The organism is Treponema vincentii F0403 (assembly GCF_000412995.1).
GTDB classification, from domain to species: domain Bacteria; phylum Spirochaetota; class Spirochaetia; order Treponematales; family Treponemataceae; genus Treponema; species Treponema vincentii.
Window position 1 is genome coordinate 2286656 of the sequence record NZ_KE332512.1, and the last position, 19889, is coordinate 2306544.

Here is a 19889-nt window from a genome sequence, read left to right on the forward strand (position 1 = left end):
ATATGAAGATCATATATTGGGATGATTTAATAAAGGAAGAAAATATATACCCTCAGGGGACTGCCGTTTCGATAGGCGGCTTTGACGGGCCTCACCGCGGGCACGAGCTCATCTTATCGGCGGTATTGAAGGCTGCTCAACGGAAGGCAATCCCTGCGGGAATTATTACTTTTTTCCGCTCGCCCCGTTCGGTTAAGGCGGGCAGCACGTATGCGGGTGATGTTTCTACGCTGGAAATGAGGCTGCAAAAATTTGCCGAGCAAGGATTTAGCTTTACCGTGCTGATTGACTTTTCCGCTGATTTCGCTAAAATGAAGGGCGCTGTATTTTTTGACATACTAATAAAAACTATCTGCATAAAATATCTTGCCGTTGGCAGTGATTTTACCTGCGGGTATCGCCATGATACGGGAGTAGGGGATTTACAGCGCCTTGCTCGTGAAAGAGGCTTTTGTTTTGATTCCATCGAACAGCTTTATTCGGCGCAGCATGAGCGTATCAGCTCAAGCGCAATACGGCAGGCCGTCGAACAGGCTGATTTCACCCTTGCAAAAGACCTCCTTGGGTATCCTTTTTTCTTAGATGTCGCAAAAATAGTTCCGCGGAGAGAGACTGCCGTATGGTCTATCGAAAAACCGGCCGTAACGCAGATTCTCCCACAGAACGGAACGTATTCAGCTCGCGCATATTTACAGACGGGAGCAATTATCCCCGTGCAGGTAAAAATCTCGGACACTTTGCTTGAAGTTTCCAAAGATACCGCCGCGCCGGTTCCGTTCACCGCAGAAACGTTAATACACCAATTGGAATTTATACGGAAGGAGTAAAAAATGGCACTTACAAAAGAGCACACCGCATCGGTTGTTATGAAATTCGGTGCAAATGAAAAGGATACGGGCAATACGAGAGTTCAGATTGCATTGCTGACCGATAGAATCCGCCAGCTCACCGAGCACTGCAAAATCAATAAAAAGGATAAGAGCAGTCAGCGGGGGCTTTTGGTATTGGTAGGTCAGCGCCGGCGCTTGCTGAAATACTACAAGCGTACGAACCTCGAAGGCTACCGTGCCCTCATTAAGGAATTAGGCTTACGTAAGTAAGATCACGCTGCTTAACGCATGTAAGGGCTTTAAAAATTCAGCCGAGTTTTAGAAGCGCCGGTATATCGATTTAAGCGGCATAAGACGGTTACCTATCAAAAAAGATGGGTAGCCGTTTTTTATAAGGGCATCCCAAAATCGATCTTGAGGTTTTCCGGATGCCCGTAAGTAAAGTAATTTGAGTAATTATGGAAGGAAAGATTATGAGACAAAGAGTAACGTATAAAATCGGAAACGAAGAGTTAATTTTAGAGACAGGTCATCTTGCAAAACAGGCAAACGGCGCTATTTATGCGCAATACGGCGGAACGGCTGTGCTTGCGACGGTGTGTGCGTCGAGCACGGCGGTGGAAGGGCTCGATTATGTGCCGGTAACCGTCGATTATAATGAAAAATACTATGCAGCGGGAAAGATACCGGGCGGTTTTATTAAACGGGAAGGCCGCCCGAAAGATAAAGAGATTTTAGTGTCGCGGCTGATCGATCGTCCGATGCGGCCGCTATTTGAAAAAGCATTCGGGCGGGAAATTCAGATTGTACCGACCTGTATTTCGTCGGATATGATCAATCCGCCGGATATTTTAGCGGTTATCGCGAGCTCGGCAGCAGTTGTTATTTCCGATATTCCGTTTAACGGGCCGGTAGCGGGCGCCCGCGTGGCGTACCTCGACGGAGAGTTTGTGATAAATCCGACGTTCAGCCAGATTGAAAAAGCCGATATGGAAATCGTCGTCGCGGGAACCGCCGAGGGAATTACGATGGTCGAAGGCGGCGCTCACGAAGTTTCGGAAGAGATAATGCTCAAGGCCTTGGAAAAAGCGCATGAGTTTATCAAAGCAATGTGCGCACTGCAAAATGAGCTCCGTGCGGCATGCGGGAAGGAAAAACTGCCGCTTGCTCCTGTGAATGCAACGCTTGCGAATAAAGACGCGATTTACGCAAAGGCCTATCCCGAACTTTCCAAGGCCTTATATACAAAGGGCAAGGTGGAGCGCCGCGAAGCCTGCGATGCTATCAGAAAGGCTTTAGCCGAAGAGTACGCGGAGCAGCTCGCCGATGAAACACAGGCCAAGCTCTTTGCCGCGCTGTTTGACGATATGGAATACCATATTTTGCGCGAAAATATACTGGAAAAAGGCTTGCGTGTTGACGGGCGCGGTTTGGAAGATATTCGTCCCATTACATGCGAGATCGGTGTGCTGCCGCGGCCGCACGGTTCCGCCGTGTTTACCCGCGGAGAAACCCAGTCTCTTGCCGTTGTTACGCTCGGTACCGTGTTCGATGAACAAGTCTATGACGATATCGAAGGCGACCGCCGCGAGAACTTCATCCTGCATTATAATTTCCCGCCCTATTCGGTTGGCGAGGTTGGACGGCTCGGTACCGGACGGCGCGAAATCGGGCACGGACACCTTGCGCACCGCTCGCTGATGCCGATGATTCCGTCGAGAGAGGCGTTCCCGTATACCATCCGCGTGGTTTCCGAAATTTTGGAATCCAACGGTTCTTCATCGATGGCGACCGTGTGCGGCGGTACGCTTTCGCTGCTGCAGGCCGGCGTTCCGATGAAAAAGCCGGTAGCAGGTATCGCAATGGGACTTATCACCGACGGAAGCCGCTTTGCGGTGCTCTCCGATATTTTGGGAGAAGAAGATCACCTCGGCGATATGGACTTTAAAGTTGCCGGTACTGCAGAAGGTATTACCGGATTCCAGATGGACATTAAAATCGCCGGCGTTTCCGCTGAGATTATGAAGAAAGCGCTTGAGCAGGCAAAAAAAGGCCGGCTCCACATTCTCGGTATTATGAATCAGACAATTTCCAAACCTTCCGAGCAGGTGTCCAAGTATGCGCCGCGTATCGAAACGCTCAAGATTCCGGTCGATAAGATCGGGGCGCTTATCGGGCCCGGCGGAAAGATTATCAAAGCGCTGTCAGAGCAATACCATGTAACAATCAATACCGAAAACGACGGTACGGTTACCATCTACGGGCGGGATTCTTCGTCTGCGATCGGCGCCAAGGCTGCGGTTATCGGCATTGTGGAAGATCCCGAGGTTGGCAGAATTTATGAAGGTACCGTAAAGTGCATTAAAGATTTCGGCGCCTTTATCGAAATTCTTCCCGGTAAAGAAGGACTCTGCCATATTTCCAAACTGTCGCGTAACCGCATCGAAAAAGTTACCGATGTGCTGCAGGAAGGACAAAAAGTGCCCGTAAAGCTGTTGGAAATCGACAAGCTCGGCCGCTTGAACCTTTCGTATATCGATGCCTGCGAAGAGCAGGAAAAGAACCGTTAAGCCGTTCGCCGAATAAAGTTGAGGAGAACGGTGGGTATTGCCGACGGGGCGGTAAAAGTATTTTCCGTACTCAAGGACGGAGCTTTACTGCCCAAATATCAAACATCCGGTTCCGCAGGCGCCGATTTACATGCGTATTTGGCGGAGCCGGTAACGCTGAACCCGATGGAGCGTAAGCTTATTCCGACGGGGCTTTGTGTGGAACTGCCTGCCGGCTATGAGCTACAGGTGCGCCCGCGGTCGGGGCTTGCGCTCAAGTACGGCATTACGGTGCTTAATACGCCCGGTACGGTTGATTCCGACTACCGCGGAGAGTTATGCGTCCTGCTGATAAACCTCGGCAGCGAACCCTTTACCGTCCGGCATGGCGACAGGATTGCGCAGGCGGTGGTTGCTCCGGTAGTACAGGTGAGTTTTGTACAGACGGATGCGCTTTCAAAAACCGGACGGGGTACGGATGGCTACGGCTCTACCGGCATCGCATAGCGCTTATGAGTATTTTTGCGGCGTTTCGGAGATTAATGAGAATATGAGAGGCATAAGACAAAAGCTGCTTTTTTTGTATATCGTAAAAGAGATGCTGCTGTACTTTTTTGTCTGCTTTTTATTTTTGTTCTTTATATTTTTTGTTAATAATATCCTGTTACTGGCGGAAGACGTCCTTTCAAAACAGGCTCCTTTTAAGGATGTCGCGTTGCTGATGCTGTATTCGCTGCCTGCGGTTATCGCCAATGCAGCCCCTTTTGCCGCCTTGATCGGCACGTTAATGGGTATCGGCCGCTTTGTCAGCGATTTGGAATTCCTTTCGATGAATGCACTCGGGATTTCTCCCCGGTTTTTAATGGTGCCCGTACTGCTGGTAGGTTTGTTGGTTTCGATCGTTTCTTTTTTTACTAACGATGTACTGCTGCCTGCAAGCGCGGTGAATTTTAGGCGCGTCTATTGGAATATTGCAACTTCGACCCCTGCATTGGAACTTGCTTCTTATTCGGTAAAACGCAATCGTAATGCGGTTGTGGTAACGGGTTTAATAAAAGACGGGCGGATTCATAATCTTTTGATTGTCGATAAGAATGCCGATAAAGCGTTCCGAATACTCGGTACTCAGACTGCAGAAATCGAAAAATCCGATGATCCTTCAATCGTTATGTCGCTCAAGATGATGCATCCGCATCTTCTTATCTTAGATTCTTCGGATAAAAAAAAATACGATGCGGTAAACGGCGAAGCGGTAACCTATAATGTGCTTGCAAAGAGTATTAGATCATCCTATTTTAATAGTATCGGACCGTCCGAGATGTCCTCGTTTGACCTTTATAAAGATATAAAAGAGAAACAAACGCAAGATGAAGATAAGCGGATACTGAATCTGTATTGGATGGAATTTCATAAAAAGTTTTCCATTCCGTTCGGTGCTTTCTTCTTTGTGCTGCTTGCCTTTGCTATCAGCAGCGCCGGTAAGGTACATAATCAGGGTGCAGGTTTTTTCTTAGGTCTTTTGATTGCAGTCGCGTATTGGGCCTTGTTTATGGGCGGACAAACGCTCTGTTTACGCCTTAACTGGAATGGAACCTCCGCTATGTGGGTTCCGAATATCATGGTTTTTGCTGCCTCCGTTGTACTGCTCGGTAAGAAATTATTTAGATGAAAATTCTCCAACGATATCTGCTGCAGCTTTTTTTCCCCGTTTTTGTGATAACGATTTTATTTTTTATCCTGCTCCTGCAGCTCGGCGATCTCTTTCTTAACCTTGCACAGTATTTGCAAAACCAAGTACGCTTTGTTACGCTGCTTAGGGTGATGTACTTATATTTGCCTAAATGTATATCCTTTGCAATGCCGCTTTCGGTGTTGTTTGCAAGCTCATATACAATGGGAAATATGTATGCAAAAAATGAACTTACCTCGATTTTTGCTTCCGGGATGCCGCTCACCGTATTGGTTGCTCCGCTGGTACTGTGCGGCTTTGCGCTTTCAATCGGAATGTTTTATTTTGAAGACCGCATCCTAATTCATTTTCAGCGGCAAAAAATTGCACTGGTCAATGAACTTTTGGAACCTCAGCAGAATTTAAACAGCAGCGACTTGGTTATTTTATCCGAGTCGGGGAAGATTGTTTATTTTGCCGATTATTATGATGACAACCGGAAAGAATTGAGCAATGTGCTGATTGTGATGCGTACCGAATCGGGTGATGTTTCTACCGTTATAAAGGGCAGTTCGGCGCAGTGGCAAACCGATCATTGGGCGATAACGGATAAATCAATCTATACCTTTACCGCTGAAAATGACGTACACTACCAAGATGCGATAGATGAAAGCCTTTTTTCCGAACCTCCGGAAACGTTTCAACGGAATATTACGTCGATCGATGAGATGAGTATTGCGCAGGCAAAAGTTTTTATCGATAACTTAAAAAAAATGGGCTTGCCCTACCATGAATATCTTTCTCAATATTACCGCCGTTTTTCATTTCCGTTTACGACGTTCATTGTGTTGTTTTTCTCGGTTTCAGTCGGGGGCCGCTTTAAAAAAAATATCTTGCTGATGAGTTTACTTTTCAGTTTGGCGCTTGCAATTCTCTATTATGTAACCGAGATGATGACCATGCTTTTTGCAAAATGGGAATATATCTCTCCGCTCGCCGGCGCTTTTCTACCGCTTTTCGTTTTTACGCTATTGAGTGTTGCAATGCTTAAATTGGCACGCACGTAGGAATGCTCTGCGAACGTATTATTGTCATCTTTGCGCCGCTATGATATTCTTATACTTATGAAAGATATGCGCCGAACGATTCTTTTTTTTCTTTCCTTTTTTTCATTGCGGTTCCCGCTTTTACGGATTCGCTGACAGAGGGAATTTATACCCGCGAGCGGCTGATGCAAGCATACCGCGATGAAATAGCGGAAGCTTCTTTGAATGAAGTAGCGGTAAGCGAAATCGGCGAATGGTATGATATTATCGAAACGTCTCTTTTTATGCTGATACGCAGAACCGAACTTTTCCGCGGAACGGCGCGCTTGATGATAACGGATATGCAAAATGCACGCTGTATGATGTATCCCGACGGGACGGTTCTTGTAAGTACCGGTCTTTTGGATTATATCGATTCACTTCTTTTTATGGATACGTCCGGTTCTGCACGCAGAATACGGAATTTTAACAGCGAGCGGGAGAATTTTTTTGCCCCTATTGCTGCCGTGTGTGCGGCTCAGTTTGCCCTCAACTATTACAGTAGTGCTAAAAACGTTGAGCTTTCTCCGGAGAAAGTGTACACCATCGATATCATGGCGAGTGTGCTGCTCAATATTGCCGGATATTCTCAAGGGATATTGGAAACATGGCTTGAGCGATTGGATTCCGTTCAGGCCGGTTCCGAAACGGCAAAAATCTTTTCTTCGTTTTTAACCGGTTCCGTAAAACCTGATATGCGGCTTGAACAGTTTAACGGTAACGGTGACGATATTACGCATCTGTACGAAGAAATTTCCGGCGTATTGGTTGCGCTTCAAAACCGCAGAGGAACCGCCGATGCACGCACCGTGTTGGACAATTTGCTGCAGCTATTCCCGCAAAGCTTGTATGTCAACCGCTTAAATGCGCTGGTTGCTCATCAGGCATGGTTGAACAGCCTTGATAAACGGAATACGGAACTGGCAACTATTTTACCTGCTGCCGTGTATGATAACGTATCGGTTTTCTCATTCTTTCAGTCGGCGGATTTTATGTTTGACAATGACGATGATGAACAGTCCGACTATTTTGCAAAGACAATGCCGACACGAAGTAATAACGCCGTATATATGCAGGCAAAAAAGGCATATAACGATTACCTGAGCCTTATCTACGAGGCAGGTGTAGCTTCGAGCTATGCGTACCTGCTTGCTTCTTCCCCTCTTGCGCATGAACGGAATGCGGTGCTCAGTATTGCGGAGCAGGCTGATCTTTTTCATACGGGGGTTGACGATAAAACCGCACGGGCTAATTACGCAGCCTTGCTCTATCTTGTCGGGAAAGATTACACGAAGGCGCAGCAGCTGCTTGCCGACTGTCTGCATTCAGCCGTTCAAAAACCCGGTAAGGTGCTATTCTTGAGGACGGGTTTTCCTGCCGATGAACGGCTGCTCCGCTGCAATTATTTCCGCATGCTTAAAAAAACGAATGACAAAACAGGTGCGGCTCAACAAAGAACATGGCTGGCCGATATCCTCAAAGAACCCGAAACGGTAGTGCCGATTGTGCTCCGTAATGTGTCCGTCGGCGATACGGTCGATGCATTGTTGGAAGCGTGGGATAGACCTTCTTCAATTATTTACAACTACTATAGCGAACGCTGGCTTTATCGCCAGTTGAATGCCGAGCTGATCATCCGTTCGAGAGATGGGGATGGCGCCGTACTTCAGATGAGCGTCGGTTTCCCGTCGACTTTAACGTTCTTTAACGAAATACGCACAGGGGATTCCCGCGAAGCTTTTGAAAAAATATGCGGACAGGTAGCCTACCGCAGCTGTGATGCACTGATGTATCACCGGCAGGGTAATCTCTTACAAGTGATATACGGTAACAACAAAATACGAAACATTACAATCCGGAATATAAATGAAAAAAGGTAATCTCGTCCTCTATAAGAATCAGCCTGCACTTATTACCGATGTGCAGGGAGATAAGTTTGAAATTACGATGGAAGCCGGCACAAAAAAGGTGCGCGAAAAAGACATTGTGCCGCTTCATGACGGCGAATGCCGGAGTATAAAAGCCGCAATCGATGCCGAAGTTCCCGTTGCGGATTTCGGTGAAGCGGCGGATTTCTTTGAAGGAGAAACGCCGTCTTTTGCCGAACTTGCGGAGCTGCTGTGGGGGACATACACCGCAGAACAAAGCTGGAAGCTGTGGCAGGTGCTTTGCTCTTCGCCTTATTTTATCTGTACTTCGCCTGCAGAACCGATCGGTATCCGGACTCAAGCGGAAATCGAGCGGCTTAATCAAAAGCAGGCGGAAAGAGAGCAGGCAGAAAAACTGAGACAGGATTTTACTGCGGCACTCCGCGCCTGTATGCAGGGAAAGCCGTTTACGGAAAGTAAAGAAACGTATCGTCCGTTTTTCCAAGAGCTTGAGGCGCTTGCACTGGGGAGTTCTTCCGCTTCCAAGATATTAAAAGATGCAAAAATGGAGCAAACGCCCGAACAGGCGCACGATGTTCTATTAAAAACGGGTTTTTGGCCTATAGAAAAAAATCCGTATCCGGCGCGCTTCGGCCATTCGCTCCATTCGTCAAAGGCGGATATTCCGGAGCCCGTGTTTCCGGCCGAACCGCTCGATTTAACGGCAATCCCCGCGTATGCAATCGATAACCCCGGCAGTACCGATCCCGACGATGCGGTCTCTTTTGACGGCACGTATTTGTGGATGCACATTGCAAACCCTGCCGATACCATTCAGGCAGACACCCAAAGCGATGCCGATGCCTGCGCTCGCGGCGCAACCTTATACACGCCGGAGGGAGCTGCCCGGATGCTCGGCGAGAAAGCTGTTGACTATTTTGCCCTCGGACTAAAGCCCGTATCGTATGCACTTTCGTTTAAGCTGCTCCTCGATGCAGACGGCGCAATCGAAGATATATCTATCCACCGTACCAAACTTTCGGTTATTAGAATGACGTACGAAGAAGCGGATGCACAAAAGAATTCGCCCGCTTTAGCGCCGCTTTTTGCCATTGCGGAGAAAAACCGTATCAGGCGGGAAAATGCGGGCGCCGTTTCCATCGATTTTCCCGAAATATCCGTTACACTGGCGGAGCAGGACGGCACAAAACGGGTGCAGCTGCAGCCCGCCGCTCATACCGAAGCCGCAGCAATGATTAAAGAGATGATGCTGCTTGCGGGAGAGGCCGCCGCCCGTTTTGCGTTTCAGCACAGTATTCCGTTTCAGTACATCAGTCAGGAAGCGCCCGAACTGCCGAATAAGCTGCCGTCCGGCCTTGCGGGTGAATACCGGAAGCGGCGCGCCATGCGCCCGCGTAGCGTGGGTACCATTCCTTCGATGCACGCTGCGCTCGGGCTTGCGATGTACGGACAAGTAACAAGCCCGCTCCGCCGCTATGGGGATTTGGTCAGCCATCGTCAGCTATTGAACTATATTGACGGTAAACCGCTGACGCCTGCAGCGGATCTTATTCTAAAAATAGCGGCGGGGGATGTCGCAGGGCGCGCCTGCGTTGCTGCGGAACGGGCATCCCGCCAGCATTGGACGCTTGTTTACTTGTTACAAAATCCCGACTGGCGCGGCACGGCAGTGGTGCTGGAGGCAATGGGCAAAAAAGCCCGTATCTTTATTCCATCCCTTGCCTACGAAGGGGATATGACACTGGACTCCGAACCTGAGTTAAATCAGGAGCTGACCGTAAAGGTGCGCCGCATTCGTCTTGCCTATCTGCAAGCTTCTTTTGAACAGGTATAACTGTAGGCGGGTGTCAAGTTGAAACAATGTTTGCCCTCTTCAGTGTCGATTTTGTGCAAATTCCTCAGTCACAGCTGTTTTTTCTACGGATCATACCGGTACTATACACTGTTCATCGTAATATGGGATTAATGAATCATGAGTAAGAAAAAGCATATTTTCAACTTTTGCTTGACAAATTAATATTTGATCAAAGGGATCATTGTGTAATTTCGGAGCATCTTTAGAATAGGACAAGGTTTTTAGCGCAATACTATGTGCCGGTTTTACATATAAGCATGATAAATTTGCCTCAATACTTAATCGATCTAAAATTTCTCCTGAAAAGTGAAAAGTTTCGGGATGTTTTAAATATTTAATCTGTGCTTCCCAAATACTTATTGCACTATAAAAAACTTCGTTTTGCGGATTAAGAATAATCTCTTTTGCTTTTTGTGAAAGCTGTTCATCATTTCTATGAAGCCATATTAAGATATGTGTATCCAATAGAATTTTCAATTAAATGTCTCCAAACAAAGCAGCAATTTCATTGTCATACGCATTTATATCATCCGGTATGGGAAACTTTTTTTCAGCCAATCCGATAATAGGAATTTTTTTTGAACATTGATTTTGGTCTAAAAATGAAATTTTGTATTTCAAAAGTTCAATATAGTCTGCCACATAATCAAGATATTCTTCAGGAAGTGTTTTTAATTCTTTTTCCAATACTGCGTAACTCATAGTATTATCTCCCTTACCTATAGTATATGAGAGACAAGTCTATTGTCAATCAATTTTCTTTGACTATCAGGATAATTCCATTCCGCAACCTTTCCAAAATCGCAAAAGACAGGTATACTAAAGAAGATAATGTACTTATTTCATCCTCAAGGAGTATAGATATGACGATGCAGAAACAGTATGCCCGTGAATTGATGCAGTTTATCGACAAAAGCCCGTCGGTGTATCATGTGATTGAAAATGCCGGTAAAAAGCTCGAAGCGGCCGGTTTTACCCGTCTTGACCTTTCGGATGCCTTTCATTTAAAGCCTGCAGGAAGATATTTTGTAACTGCAAATGGTAGTGCGCTTATCGCATGGCAGATGAGCCGTGAGCGGAAAGCGTGCGGATTTAAGCTTATCGGCAGCCACAGCGATTCCCCCTGCTTACGGATAAAGCCGCGTCCCGAAGTGATGGTGCAGGAGCATTACCTCAAGCTTAATACCGAAGTGTACGGCGGGCCTATCCTATCGACATGGTTTGACCGGCCGCTTTCTGCTGCCGGACGTGCCGTTGTGCGTACCGGTGATCCCCTTGCCCCCAAGGAAATGCTTGTTTCGTTTAAAGGTTCGCCCCTTATCATACCGAATCTCGCCATCCACATGAACCGGGAGGTAAACGACGGGTATAAAATCGAACGTCAAAAAGATCTACTGCCTCTGCTCGGTATCATCAATAAAAAATTTGAAAAAGGCGGATATCTGGTTAAGCTTTTGTCGAAACGGTTGGACGTACCGGTAAGCGATATTCTCGATTTCGATCTCTACCTTTACGATACGCAGCCGGGCAGTTTTTGCGGGCTTTCCGATGAATTTTTTTCTACGGGAAAAATCGACAATCTCGGCATGGCTTATGCTTCCCTTGATGCGCTGATTACGCAGGATGCTCCGCTGGACTATGTAAAAGCCGCCTGTATTTTCGATAACGAAGAAGTCGGGTCGGAAACCATGCAGGGTGCCGGAAGTCCGTTCTTCGCGGATACGCTCAAGCGGATTACGATTGCGCAGTGCGAAGCCGGCGAGCAATGGTTTGAGCTGTTTCAGCAGCAGTTGAGCAGGTCTTTTCTTATTTCCGCCGATCAGGCGCACGGGCTCCATCCGAATTACTCCGAGAAAAACGATATTACCAACTTTCCGCTCGTCAACGGCGGGCCGGTGGTAAAACTTGCCGCTTCGATGAGCTATGCAAGCGACGGAGTTTCGGCGGGGATATTTAAAGATCTCTGCGCAAGAGCCGGCGTTCCTTGTCAGGACTTTGTCAACCGCTCCGATATGAAAGGCGGTTCCACTATCGGGCCGATTACCGCGACGAATCTGCGGATTAAAACGGTCGATGTCGGAAACCCCATCTTGGCAATGCATTCCATCCGCGAATTGGGCGGCGTTGCAGATCAAGCCTATATCACGCAAGTTTTTAATCAGTATTATAAAGAGTAATCAGGCTCCCCGCATCCCAAAGCAGCTGCTGAATCCCATTTCTCTGCGGGGAATAGGATTCGGTGGTGCTTCCTTAAGATGTATGTTAAAAATGCCGAAATTACAAGAGAAAGGGGCTTTTGTGCGCGTTTATGCCGAATTTAAATGAAATTACCAAGTTTAGAGACGAACTGAAAAATATTGCTCACGAAGAGGAAATAACTGCTCGGTGGGGTGAACGGGTTTATGACGAACTACCTCCGCCGGATCCTGCAGAGGTACCTGACATCGATCTTGACGCTTTGCTGCCGGCGGATGCGGAAAAACCTGCCGATACGGCCGGCGCTGCTGCCGAATCTCCTAAAACCGAGCCCGTACCGGAAAAACGTGCCGAGCCTGTCTCCGATAGGTTTGATACCGTGCCGGTTACGGATGCCCCCGACATCTCGGCGGATAGCCCCTTTCCCGCCGATTTCGGCAATATCGGCACGGAAAATGTAGCCCGCACTGAAACTCCCCCAAAAAACGATGAGCCGAGCGCAAAGCCGGATGAACCTGAGGTTGTTTCGGGCGATGCCTATCCCGTCGATGAAGAAGGAATGCCGGATACTTCGGATATGGATGCTTTCCTTTCCTCATTTAATTTTGACGATATTTCCGGAGGCGATACGGACGCTTCCGATACCGCCGGCTCCGAACCTTCTGAACAGACACCGGACGAATCCGGCGATTCTTTCGGCTTTGACACCGATTTTGACGATAACGATTTTGCTGCCGATTCGGGTTCTCTCGATACGGCTCCGCCCGATGATGCCGAGCCTGCCGCCAATTCGTCCGGTGCCGACGATTCGTTTAATTTTGACGACATGCTTTCCTCTTTCGATTTTGATCCCGAACCGATAAAAGCGGATCAGATTACGCCCACCGATGATGATGTGGCGCCGGAAGATGTGGAAACACTGGATGAACACGACGAAGTTCCGGTAAATGACGATATGCTTGCAGAAGAGCGTACCATCCCCGATATTAATATTCCCGATATCGATTTATCTGCTTTTGATTCTCTTTCCAATGGTGATGTGTCAGGCAATTCCGAAGATCACGGTGCTTTGGATGAATTGGAGCAAATGGAAGATCATCCGTATCCCAATGCCGCTTTGAATATGGACGAAGATGAAGAAACCGCTCAATTCCCCGCATCCGATGAGCCGGCTGTTTCTAATGCGTCTGAGGATTCTGCTGCGGGCAAGGACGCCGATGCATCCGGCAATTTGGAAAATATGGACGAACTTTCGCTCTTTTCGGAAAACAGAGAGGAGCCCGGAGCAGTCGATAGTGAAGCCTCGGAGGAGGAGCCTGATACTCATTCATTTGAATTTAGTATGGAACCTCCTGCTTCCGATCCGATCGGCATTCAGCCGGCTCCTCAGATTGATGCAGGCTTTGACGGTATCGGTATGCCGGAGCATATAACCGACACCTTTTTTACTCAGCAAGAAAACGATGCCGGGGATCAAACCGGTTTTGCGTTGGAAGAAAACCCGCTCGATAGCGATATAACGGAAGTAGTCGACGATCAATTCAACCTGCCTGATAATTTTAAGGATTTTTCGGCTGATGCGCATACGCGGATGTTCGATTCCGTTATTGCAAAGAGTACCGGTTCCGCAGAAGACAATGAAACGTTAACAATATCGGATGATGATTATTTTAGATTTTTAAACAAGCTTGAATCATTCCCCTTTAACGTGCAGCTTGCCATTCAGGACTATATTGCGAACGGTGACGATCGTCCCGAGAACAAGATGAATTTTATCCGCTTTGTGCTGGAAAAAGATTCACTTAAAAAAGTTGTCAACAAACTTGAAAAAATAATCGATAGGCCTATTCCTATCCCGCGCGGTTTCCAACGGCAAAGTGTCGAAGAATACGAACGGCAAAAACAAACCTTTAAATATTGGTTCATGCACCGGTTTTTGCCTGTGGCGGTTATGTCCGCTATTGCGCTAATCCTCATATTCTGTATTTCGGTCTTATCATGGCAGTTTATTTATAAACCGGTAACGGCGGAGTCCCTTTATAAGACGGGGTATGCTTATCTGGATAACGGCCAATATGAAACGGCAATAGAAAAATTCAATCAAGCGGGTGAGTATAAACGGAAGAAAAAATGGTATTTTTCGTATGCGCGTGCCTTTAGAGCAAAAAAACAGTTTACCGCTGCGGAAAGAATGTATCTCCGTCTTATTTACGATTTTGATAACGACAAGCAAGGCGGATTGGAATACGCCGATATGCTAAGTACCGACCTGCGCAATTATGAAAAGGCGGAAACGGTTTTGCGCCGCCGTGTACTCGATCATCATGTCAATGATAAAGACGGCATGCTTGCGCTCGGCGATGTGTACATGGATTGGGCGGATGAAGATCCCGAAAAATACGGCGATGCGGTAAAAATTTATAGCAGACTGATCGAACTGTACGGAGAAAACGATACCTTCCTATTACGCATGATGAGGTATTTTATCCGTACCGATAACCTCGCGGAAGTGCTAAATCTGAAAGATCATTTTTCTTCCCGTATAACAAAGATCGGGGCTGCAAATCTTACCGAATTGAGCGGGTACTTACTCGAAAAACGGTATAACCCTCAACCGCTCGATTCTGAAAAACTCCGTGCAAAAATCGATGACGTCCGTATGCTGCTGGAAAAGGCTGTACAGACGGATAAAACGATGCCGGAGGCGTATTATAATTTAGGACGCTTCTTTATCTATAATAATAAGCAAGACGGTGCAATAGAAAATTTGACCGAAGCAATTAAATTGTTTGAAACGGCAGCCCCAATGACTGCACGCCGTACTGTCCGGTATGTCGATGCAATGCGCCTGTTGGGAGAGCAGCTGGTAGAGCAGAAAAAATATCTTGACGCTCAAACGCTCTATGCCGATGCGCTCAGCATATACCGCGATTATACAGCATTTAAGCCGCTGCCGCCGAATAGGGATATCGGTAAACTCTATGCGGATTACGGAGATATCGACTATTTTATTTCATATAATTTTGATTCGGCGCTCGAAAGCTATCAAAATGCAGTAAAAGAACTGTACAATACGCCGTCGGTTAATTACCGAATCGGCTATATACACTATCAGCAGGAAAATTACCGGCAGGCGATAGAGGCAATGAGCCTTGCATATTCGGAAAAGGCAAAAGATAAGAATCTGCTGTACGGATTCGGGAATGCTTTCTTTAAGCGGGGCGATTATTTTGCCGCCTTAGCTGCGTATGAAGAACTTTTGGCGTTGTTGAATGCACAGCGTTCGCGGAAAGAACAAGCATTGACAAATGCCCGGGCTGATGACGCAGCATTTATTGAGCGTTATATGCAGACGGCTAATAATTTAGGTGCAACGTTGAGCCGGTTATCCGAGCGTACCGGCGATTCGCAAAGAAACGGGCGTGCACTGGCATTATATGCGGAAGCAACCCGCGCGTGGGATGCCTTAACCAGAAATCCGCAGACAATGATTCGCGCAAAATCGGTCGGTTTAGCTTATTTGAATACCCAAAATATGCTGAACGCAAAGAGTTCGTACCAATCGGAAATTTACACCGATATACCGATGATTCTTGAAAATGAAAGAGCGCTGGAACAGGAAGAGGCTAAGTAGTCTATGAATACGGAAATTTTGAAGTATATTAACGCAGATACTGCTGCCGGTCTTACAGGCGTATTATGTACGATTATCGAAGCGCAGGGCTCTTCTCCGCGGGAAGCGGGAACCTCGATGTGGGTAACTGCTGATGTTGTCCGCGGTACGGTAGGAGGCGGAGTCTCCGAGCATGAGGTTATCAAAAAAGCCCGCGAGATGTTGAAAACCGGAGATGTTACCTGTATTATAAAGAAAAATCTTACCGCAGAGGAAGGCCTTGCCTGTGGAGGTGCAATACAAGTGTATCTTGAAAAAATAGGGAATGACCCCGAACTGTTTATCTTCGGCGGAGGACATGTCGGACGGGCTCTTGCAAAAGTCGCTTCTTTTATCGGTTTCCGCGTTACCGTTTGGGACGACCGTACCGACTGTGTTACTGAAGACTTATTCCCTAAAGCGCGGCGTCTGTGCTGCCCGCTGGAGCAGCTCTTTTTAGAAGGGAAGACGGCAGCATCCCAAGACAGCGCTGCGCCGCAAGAATCCGCACCGGAGTCTCATCCGCTGCTGCTCTTTCACGACAATGTGTACTGCGTTGCCGTTACCCGCGGACACCGCTGCGATGCGGATGTGCTGCGTTATCTCTACGGTAAAAAACTTGCCTATATCGGAATGATCGGTTCATTTGAAAAAAACGCCGCGGTCGTAAAAATGCTTGCCGATGAAGGCATCAGCAAAGCCTACCTTGATTCCATCTATAAGCCGATTGGCCTGCCTATTAAAGCGGAAACACCGGAAGAAATTGCAATATCCATCGCCGCCGAACTTATTGCAGTGCGGCATCACGGTAATCCAAAACTGCTCCGCAGCGGCTACGCAGATTCCCGCCACGGATAGTCTGTGGGTTTTGCATCTACCCTATGTTCAATTTTCATAACCGCCTCACCGTAAATGCTTTTCCCAATCGCGCCAGCTCACATAGGAAGTACCGTTGATGTCCATACTCATATCGGATAAATAAAACACTGCATTTTTTGCCGTTTCATCATTCAGCAGCTGCAAATATTTTTTTGTACTGCGCGACAGCTTTGCATCCGGGGCATTGGAGCTTTTTATCTCAATCGCAAAAGTGCGGTTCCAATCCGCAATCGTATCTACCTCCAAACCCTTGCTGTCCCTAAAAAAGGTTAGATTCGCTTTTTTGCCCTGATTCATGCGATATTTCAGTAATTCTGAAACGGCAAAGGTCTCAACCGCTGCTCCCTTGTATCTACTCAAGAGTAAATCCTCTTTTGTCTCCAGCCGTAAAAGATGACACAGCAGCCCGGAATCAACAAAATAGAGCTTCGGCGTTTTTACAATACTTCTTCCAAGATTATTGGTGTTCGGTTCAAGGAAGTGGATAATAAACGAAGCCTCTAAAATAGAAAGCCAGCTCTTGACCGTCGGTGCGGAAATACCGGTATCCCGCGCAATGCTATCCATAGAAAGCAGCTGCCCGCTCTGCACCGCGCAGATTTGAACAAACTTTTTAAACAGCGAAATATTGCCGGAATTAATCTGATCCCGTATATCCAAGTCCAAGTAGGTATCGATATAATTTTCATACCAATCCTCCGGAATAAAGTGCCGGGCAGTATCATAGAGGGGCGGATACTGACCCGAAAAAATCAGCGTATACGGATTGTCCGGCAGCACATCGCCCGTCTGTAACTCGTGAATAGAAAACGGCAACAGCTTCAAAAACGCCGCCCGTCCAGCCAAACTGTCCGTCATATTTGCTTTTAACCGGAGCTGACTGGAACCCGTTACGATAAACGTTCCCGGAGCGCTCTGTTCTCGATCCACATGCAATTTTATCGCATCAAAGATTTCCGGCACTTTCTGCGCCTCATCAATCACCGCACCATCGGGAAACGCCATAATAAAGTCATTCGGATTCGACGCTGCAAGATCCCGCATTGTCCGGTCATCAAACGTCACATATTTTTTATCAGGGAAAATCGCTTTTGCCAGTGTTGACTTTCCGCTCTGGCGCGGCCCGGTTATCCCAATCACAGGAAACTGAGAAGCCAACCGCCGCAACGTCTCTTCCGCTGTCCTTTTAACCATATCGCGGCTCCCTTTTTTAATCCGACTACGAGTAAACCTGTTTGCCTTTTCTGTTACTGAAGATGTCCAGCATTGGTGGTGATAATCCAAAGTATACTATGGGAGAATCCTAAAGTCAATATAGGTAATAATCCAAAGTTTTATATGGTGATACTCTAAAGTTTTGATGGGTTGTAATCTAAAGTTTTATGCAGTGATAATCTAAGGTCTTGTTTTTATATGGTGGTTCCCTCACTCCGTTCGGGTCGCTACGTCTGCTGTTTCGCTTTCGCTCCATTCCTCCACTTCGTTTCGGAACGCCTGCGAATCATGTACGTTCTAAAAAACGGAAGCTTTTTCTTCATCAGTCAATACGATTGCCGATGGTCTTTTACCCATAAAAAGCCCTCCCAAATTTTGCTATGGGCATTATATCATAACTTTCAAATACAGCCTATTTGTTAAGAAGATGAAGTCGTAAGAGGACAAAGAGTGCCAAGCAAAGGTGCTGAATCAATATCAATACAGAATCCCCCTATATCTTCTGAAACAGTTATTAACCAAGTAAAAATGCTGCCGGAGCCGCTATTGGATTCTTTCGAATAACCCTACAGCGGCACTTTGCGGTTTGGTATTACTCAACGTATTGCATATTCCACAGCCCAGTATTCAGTGTGCAAGGGATATTGTGTAAAATAGAAAGCAGTTGCGACAGCACCTCGTAACCATCTTGCATTGATAGAGAAAAGACCGGCTTAGCATCTTCGGTGCTTATTACCTGTATCTGTGTCAGCGTTTCCTGCATTGTGGATTCTGCCGATTTCTTCCCCGGCACGTATAGCACTGTTGCAATACCGGCAGTACGGGCTGCGGCAACAGTGGTGCACAGTTGTTCGCTCAGGTTGCGTTCGCAATCAAACTGAACATAAAAACCGACCATGCTCTTTTGTGCAGGTGTGTCGCTCGCTGCTATAAACTGAAACAAGACCGTTTTATACACCGGACGGATTTTTTCCAGATGTTCATCAAGAGATATTTTTTTTGCAGCAGCTTGAGCAAAAATACCTTCCGCAGCTTCTGTACCAGTACATACTGCACAATCTTCCTGAGGACACAGGATAAGAACTCCGCTGTTTTTTACAAGCCTCCTGCACCGTTTTCTTACCTTTCTTGACTTATCATGCCTTGATTCCGGCAGCATATCCGCAGTCAGTATCGGACTTTGTACCGCATACGATGTGTTCTGCGGCTCCGCTGAATATGCATCACTGGGGAAGTTATTACTGACATAGATAACAGGCGGACTTTCCATTAACTCGGTATATGATTTTCGCGGAATATACATTCCTGCACCGTGTATATATTTACGCTGCTCATGCCGCAAAAAAATTCCTTGTGGCATAGAAATAGTAATGATACGTTTTTGAGTATCTAACAGCCGGAACAACAACTCAAATACCATCCGTACTCCGGTAGATTCAAAGATGTGCGACTCAGGATATACTGTTATGCTACTCTGTGGCTTTTTGCCTTCATATATTGTGATGGTATTGCGGTCTTTATAAAGTAGTGTTTCAGTACCCATCAATGCAGCAAAAAACCATGCATGTTCAAAACTAATATTATATTGCCAGCAATACTTTTCAGTGAGTATGTCCGTACCCCTGCCGGTATCATAAGAAACCGTAATGATATTACAATTTTCAAATATCTTTCTGATACTTTGCGTGGTACGAAATCTTTCATACGCATTTTTCTGCGGTCCACTTGCATAAAATTCCCGCTGATATGTAATGATCTTTTTTTCAAACGATTCATCATCAATGAGGAAAATTGCCTGACCTACACTATTATCAGCTAAGGCATGAAAAGCATTGTTTTTTCCATCGTAGGCATTGTATATACTTCCAGTATGATCGGTCATATTTTACTCCTAAAAAACGGCTCTATCCGTATTTATTATATAAAACTTTTTTTGATTTTTATTGAAGGTGGAATAGTCAATATCAGTTCAGAGGGTACGCCGATTGAATAAATAAAGTTGATATTTTTACGGTATGAGGATTTCTATCATTCACTTGACGCCGCCTATTTCCCGTGTTACCATATTCG

15 protein-coding genes are annotated in these 19889 nt (G+C 46.6%); 11 read left to right on the top strand and 4 right to left on the bottom strand.

Annotated elements, in window-relative coordinates:
- The first annotated feature begins 2 nt into the window (after window positions 1-2).
- The 8 genes from HMPREF1222_RS10465 (at window position 3) to HMPREF1222_RS10500 (ending at window position 9856) form a co-directional block, all read left to right on the top strand.
- Window positions 3-827 (top strand): FAD synthetase family protein, encoded by an 825-nt coding sequence (locus HMPREF1222_RS10465; RefSeq protein ID WP_006189162.1) that lies wholly within the window; start codon window positions 3-5, stop codon window positions 825-827.
- Window positions 828-830: 3 nt separating this feature from the next.
- Window positions 831-1100, top strand: coding sequence for a 30S ribosomal protein S15 (gene rpsO, locus HMPREF1222_RS10470; RefSeq protein ID WP_006189161.1), 270 nt, complete (start codon window positions 831-833; stop codon window positions 1098-1100).
- Between the two features lie 203 nt (window positions 1101-1303).
- Window positions 1304-3400, top strand: coding sequence for a polyribonucleotide nucleotidyltransferase (gene pnp, locus HMPREF1222_RS10475; RefSeq protein ID WP_016519378.1), 2097 nt, complete (start codon window positions 1304-1306; stop codon window positions 3398-3400).
- Between the two features lie 30 nt (window positions 3401-3430).
- Window positions 3431-3886, top strand: a complete 456-nt coding sequence (gene dut, locus HMPREF1222_RS10480; protein ID WP_016519379.1) for a dUTP diphosphatase — start codon at window positions 3431-3433, stop codon at window positions 3884-3886.
- Between the two features lie 43 nt (window positions 3887-3929).
- Window positions 3930-5048, top strand: coding sequence for an LptF/LptG family permease (locus tag HMPREF1222_RS10485; protein ID WP_038077125.1), 1119 nt, complete (start codon window positions 3930-3932; stop codon window positions 5046-5048).
- Complete coding sequence (locus tag HMPREF1222_RS10490) at window positions 5045-6115, top strand: LptF/LptG family permease (RefSeq protein WP_016519381.1); 1071 nt, start codon at window positions 5045-5047, stop codon at window positions 6113-6115. Before HMPREF1222_RS10485 ends, HMPREF1222_RS10490 begins: the two co-directional genes overlap by 4 nt.
- Before the next feature lie 164 nt (window positions 6116-6279).
- The gene (locus HMPREF1222_RS10495) at window positions 6280-8013 is read left to right on the top strand and encodes a hypothetical protein (protein ID WP_016519382.1); all 1734 of its coding nucleotides are present in this window, start codon (window positions 6280-6282) and stop codon (window positions 8011-8013) included.
- A complete protein-coding gene (locus tag HMPREF1222_RS10500; protein ID WP_016519383.1) occupies window positions 8000-9856 on the top strand; it encodes a ribonuclease catalytic domain-containing protein in 1857 nt (618 codons plus the stop codon). Before HMPREF1222_RS10495 ends, HMPREF1222_RS10500 begins: the two co-directional genes overlap by 14 nt.
- Before the next feature lie 90 nt (window positions 9857-9946).
- Here HMPREF1222_RS10500 and HMPREF1222_RS10505 read toward each other — a convergent pair whose 3' ends face one another.
- Both HMPREF1222_RS10505 and HMPREF1222_RS10510 read right to left on the bottom strand, forming a co-directional pair.
- Entirely contained in the window at window positions 9947-10354 is a 408-nt protein-coding gene (locus HMPREF1222_RS10505; protein ID WP_016519384.1) for a type II toxin-antitoxin system VapC family toxin, read from the bottom strand.
- Window positions 10355-10579: a DUF2281 domain-containing protein gene (locus tag HMPREF1222_RS10510; protein WP_006189151.1), complete on the bottom strand. Its 225-nt coding sequence runs from the start codon at window positions 10577-10579 to the stop codon at window positions 10355-10357.
- Window positions 10580-10740: 161 nt separating this feature from the next.
- Here HMPREF1222_RS10510 and HMPREF1222_RS10515 point away from each other — a divergent pair, with 161 nt between their 5' ends.
- The 3 genes from HMPREF1222_RS10515 to HMPREF1222_RS10525 all read left to right on the top strand — a co-directional run bounded on the left by HMPREF1222_RS10515 (window position 10741) and on the right by HMPREF1222_RS10525 (window position 16583).
- Window positions 10741-12054 (top strand): M18 family aminopeptidase, encoded by a 1314-nt coding sequence (locus HMPREF1222_RS10515; protein ID WP_016519385.1) that lies wholly within the window; start codon window positions 10741-10743, stop codon window positions 12052-12054.
- Window positions 12055-12185: 131 nt separating this feature from the next.
- Entirely contained in the window at window positions 12186-15707 is a 3522-nt protein-coding gene (flcA, locus tag HMPREF1222_RS10520; protein ID WP_016519386.1) for a periplasmic flagellar collar protein FlcA, read from the top strand.
- Window positions 15708-15710: 3 nt separating this feature from the next.
- Window positions 15711-16583: an XdhC family protein gene (locus HMPREF1222_RS10525; RefSeq protein WP_016519387.1), complete on the top strand. Its 873-nt coding sequence runs from the start codon at window positions 15711-15713 to the stop codon at window positions 16581-16583.
- A gap of 45 nt (window positions 16584-16628) precedes the next feature.
- Here HMPREF1222_RS10525 and HMPREF1222_RS10530 read toward each other — a convergent pair whose 3' ends face one another.
- Together HMPREF1222_RS10530 and HMPREF1222_RS10535 are read right to left on the bottom strand one after the other, a co-directional pair.
- Entirely contained in the window at window positions 16629-17798 is a 1170-nt protein-coding gene (locus HMPREF1222_RS10530; protein ID WP_016519388.1) for an ATP-binding protein, read from the bottom strand.
- A gap of 613 nt (window positions 17799-18411) precedes the next feature.
- Window positions 18412-19701 (bottom strand): hypothetical protein, encoded by a 1290-nt coding sequence (locus tag HMPREF1222_RS10535; RefSeq protein ID WP_016519389.1) that lies wholly within the window; start codon window positions 19699-19701, stop codon window positions 18412-18414.
- Window positions 19702-19889: the final 188 nt, after the last annotated feature.

What these genes read in the sequence shown, in the direction of transcription:
- HMPREF1222_RS10535 (WP_016519389.1), bottom strand. Translation starts at nt 19,701, where the DNA reads ATGACCGATCATACTGGAAGTATATACAATGCCTACGATGGAAAAAAC.
- rpsO (WP_006189161.1), top strand. Translation starts at nt 831, where the DNA reads ATGGCACTTACAAAAGAGCACACCGCATCGGTTGTTATGAAATTCGGT.
- HMPREF1222_RS10530 (WP_016519388.1), bottom strand. Translation starts at nt 17,798, where the DNA reads ATGGTTAAAAGGACAGCGGAAGAGACGTTGCGGCGGTTGGCTTCTCAG.
- HMPREF1222_RS10525 (WP_016519387.1), top strand. Translation starts at nt 15,711, where the DNA reads ATGAATACGGAAATTTTGAAGTATATTAACGCAGATACTGCTGCCGGT.
- HMPREF1222_RS10490 (WP_016519381.1), top strand. Translation starts at nt 5,045, where the DNA reads ATGAAAATTCTCCAACGATATCTGCTGCAGCTTTTTTTCCCCGTTTTT.
- HMPREF1222_RS10500 (WP_016519383.1), top strand. Translation starts at nt 8,000, where the DNA reads ATGAAAAAAGGTAATCTCGTCCTCTATAAGAATCAGCCTGCACTTATT.
- HMPREF1222_RS10495 (WP_016519382.1), top strand. Translation starts at nt 6,280, where the DNA reads ATGCAAGCATACCGCGATGAAATAGCGGAAGCTTCTTTGAATGAAGTA.
- HMPREF1222_RS10485 (WP_038077125.1), top strand. Translation starts at nt 3,930, where the DNA reads ATGAGAGGCATAAGACAAAAGCTGCTTTTTTTGTATATCGTAAAAGAG.
- flcA (WP_016519386.1), top strand. Translation starts at nt 12,186, where the DNA reads ATGCCGAATTTAAATGAAATTACCAAGTTTAGAGACGAACTGAAAAAT.
- HMPREF1222_RS10510 (WP_006189151.1), bottom strand. Translation starts at nt 10,579, where the DNA reads ATGAGTTACGCAGTATTGGAAAAAGAATTAAAAACACTTCCTGAAGAA.
- HMPREF1222_RS10465 (WP_006189162.1), top strand. Translation starts at nt 3, where the DNA reads ATGAAGATCATATATTGGGATGATTTAATAAAGGAAGAAAATATATAC.
- pnp (WP_016519378.1), top strand. Translation starts at nt 1,304, where the DNA reads ATGAGACAAAGAGTAACGTATAAAATCGGAAACGAAGAGTTAATTTTA.
- HMPREF1222_RS10515 (WP_016519385.1), top strand. Translation starts at nt 10,741, where the DNA reads ATGACGATGCAGAAACAGTATGCCCGTGAATTGATGCAGTTTATCGAC.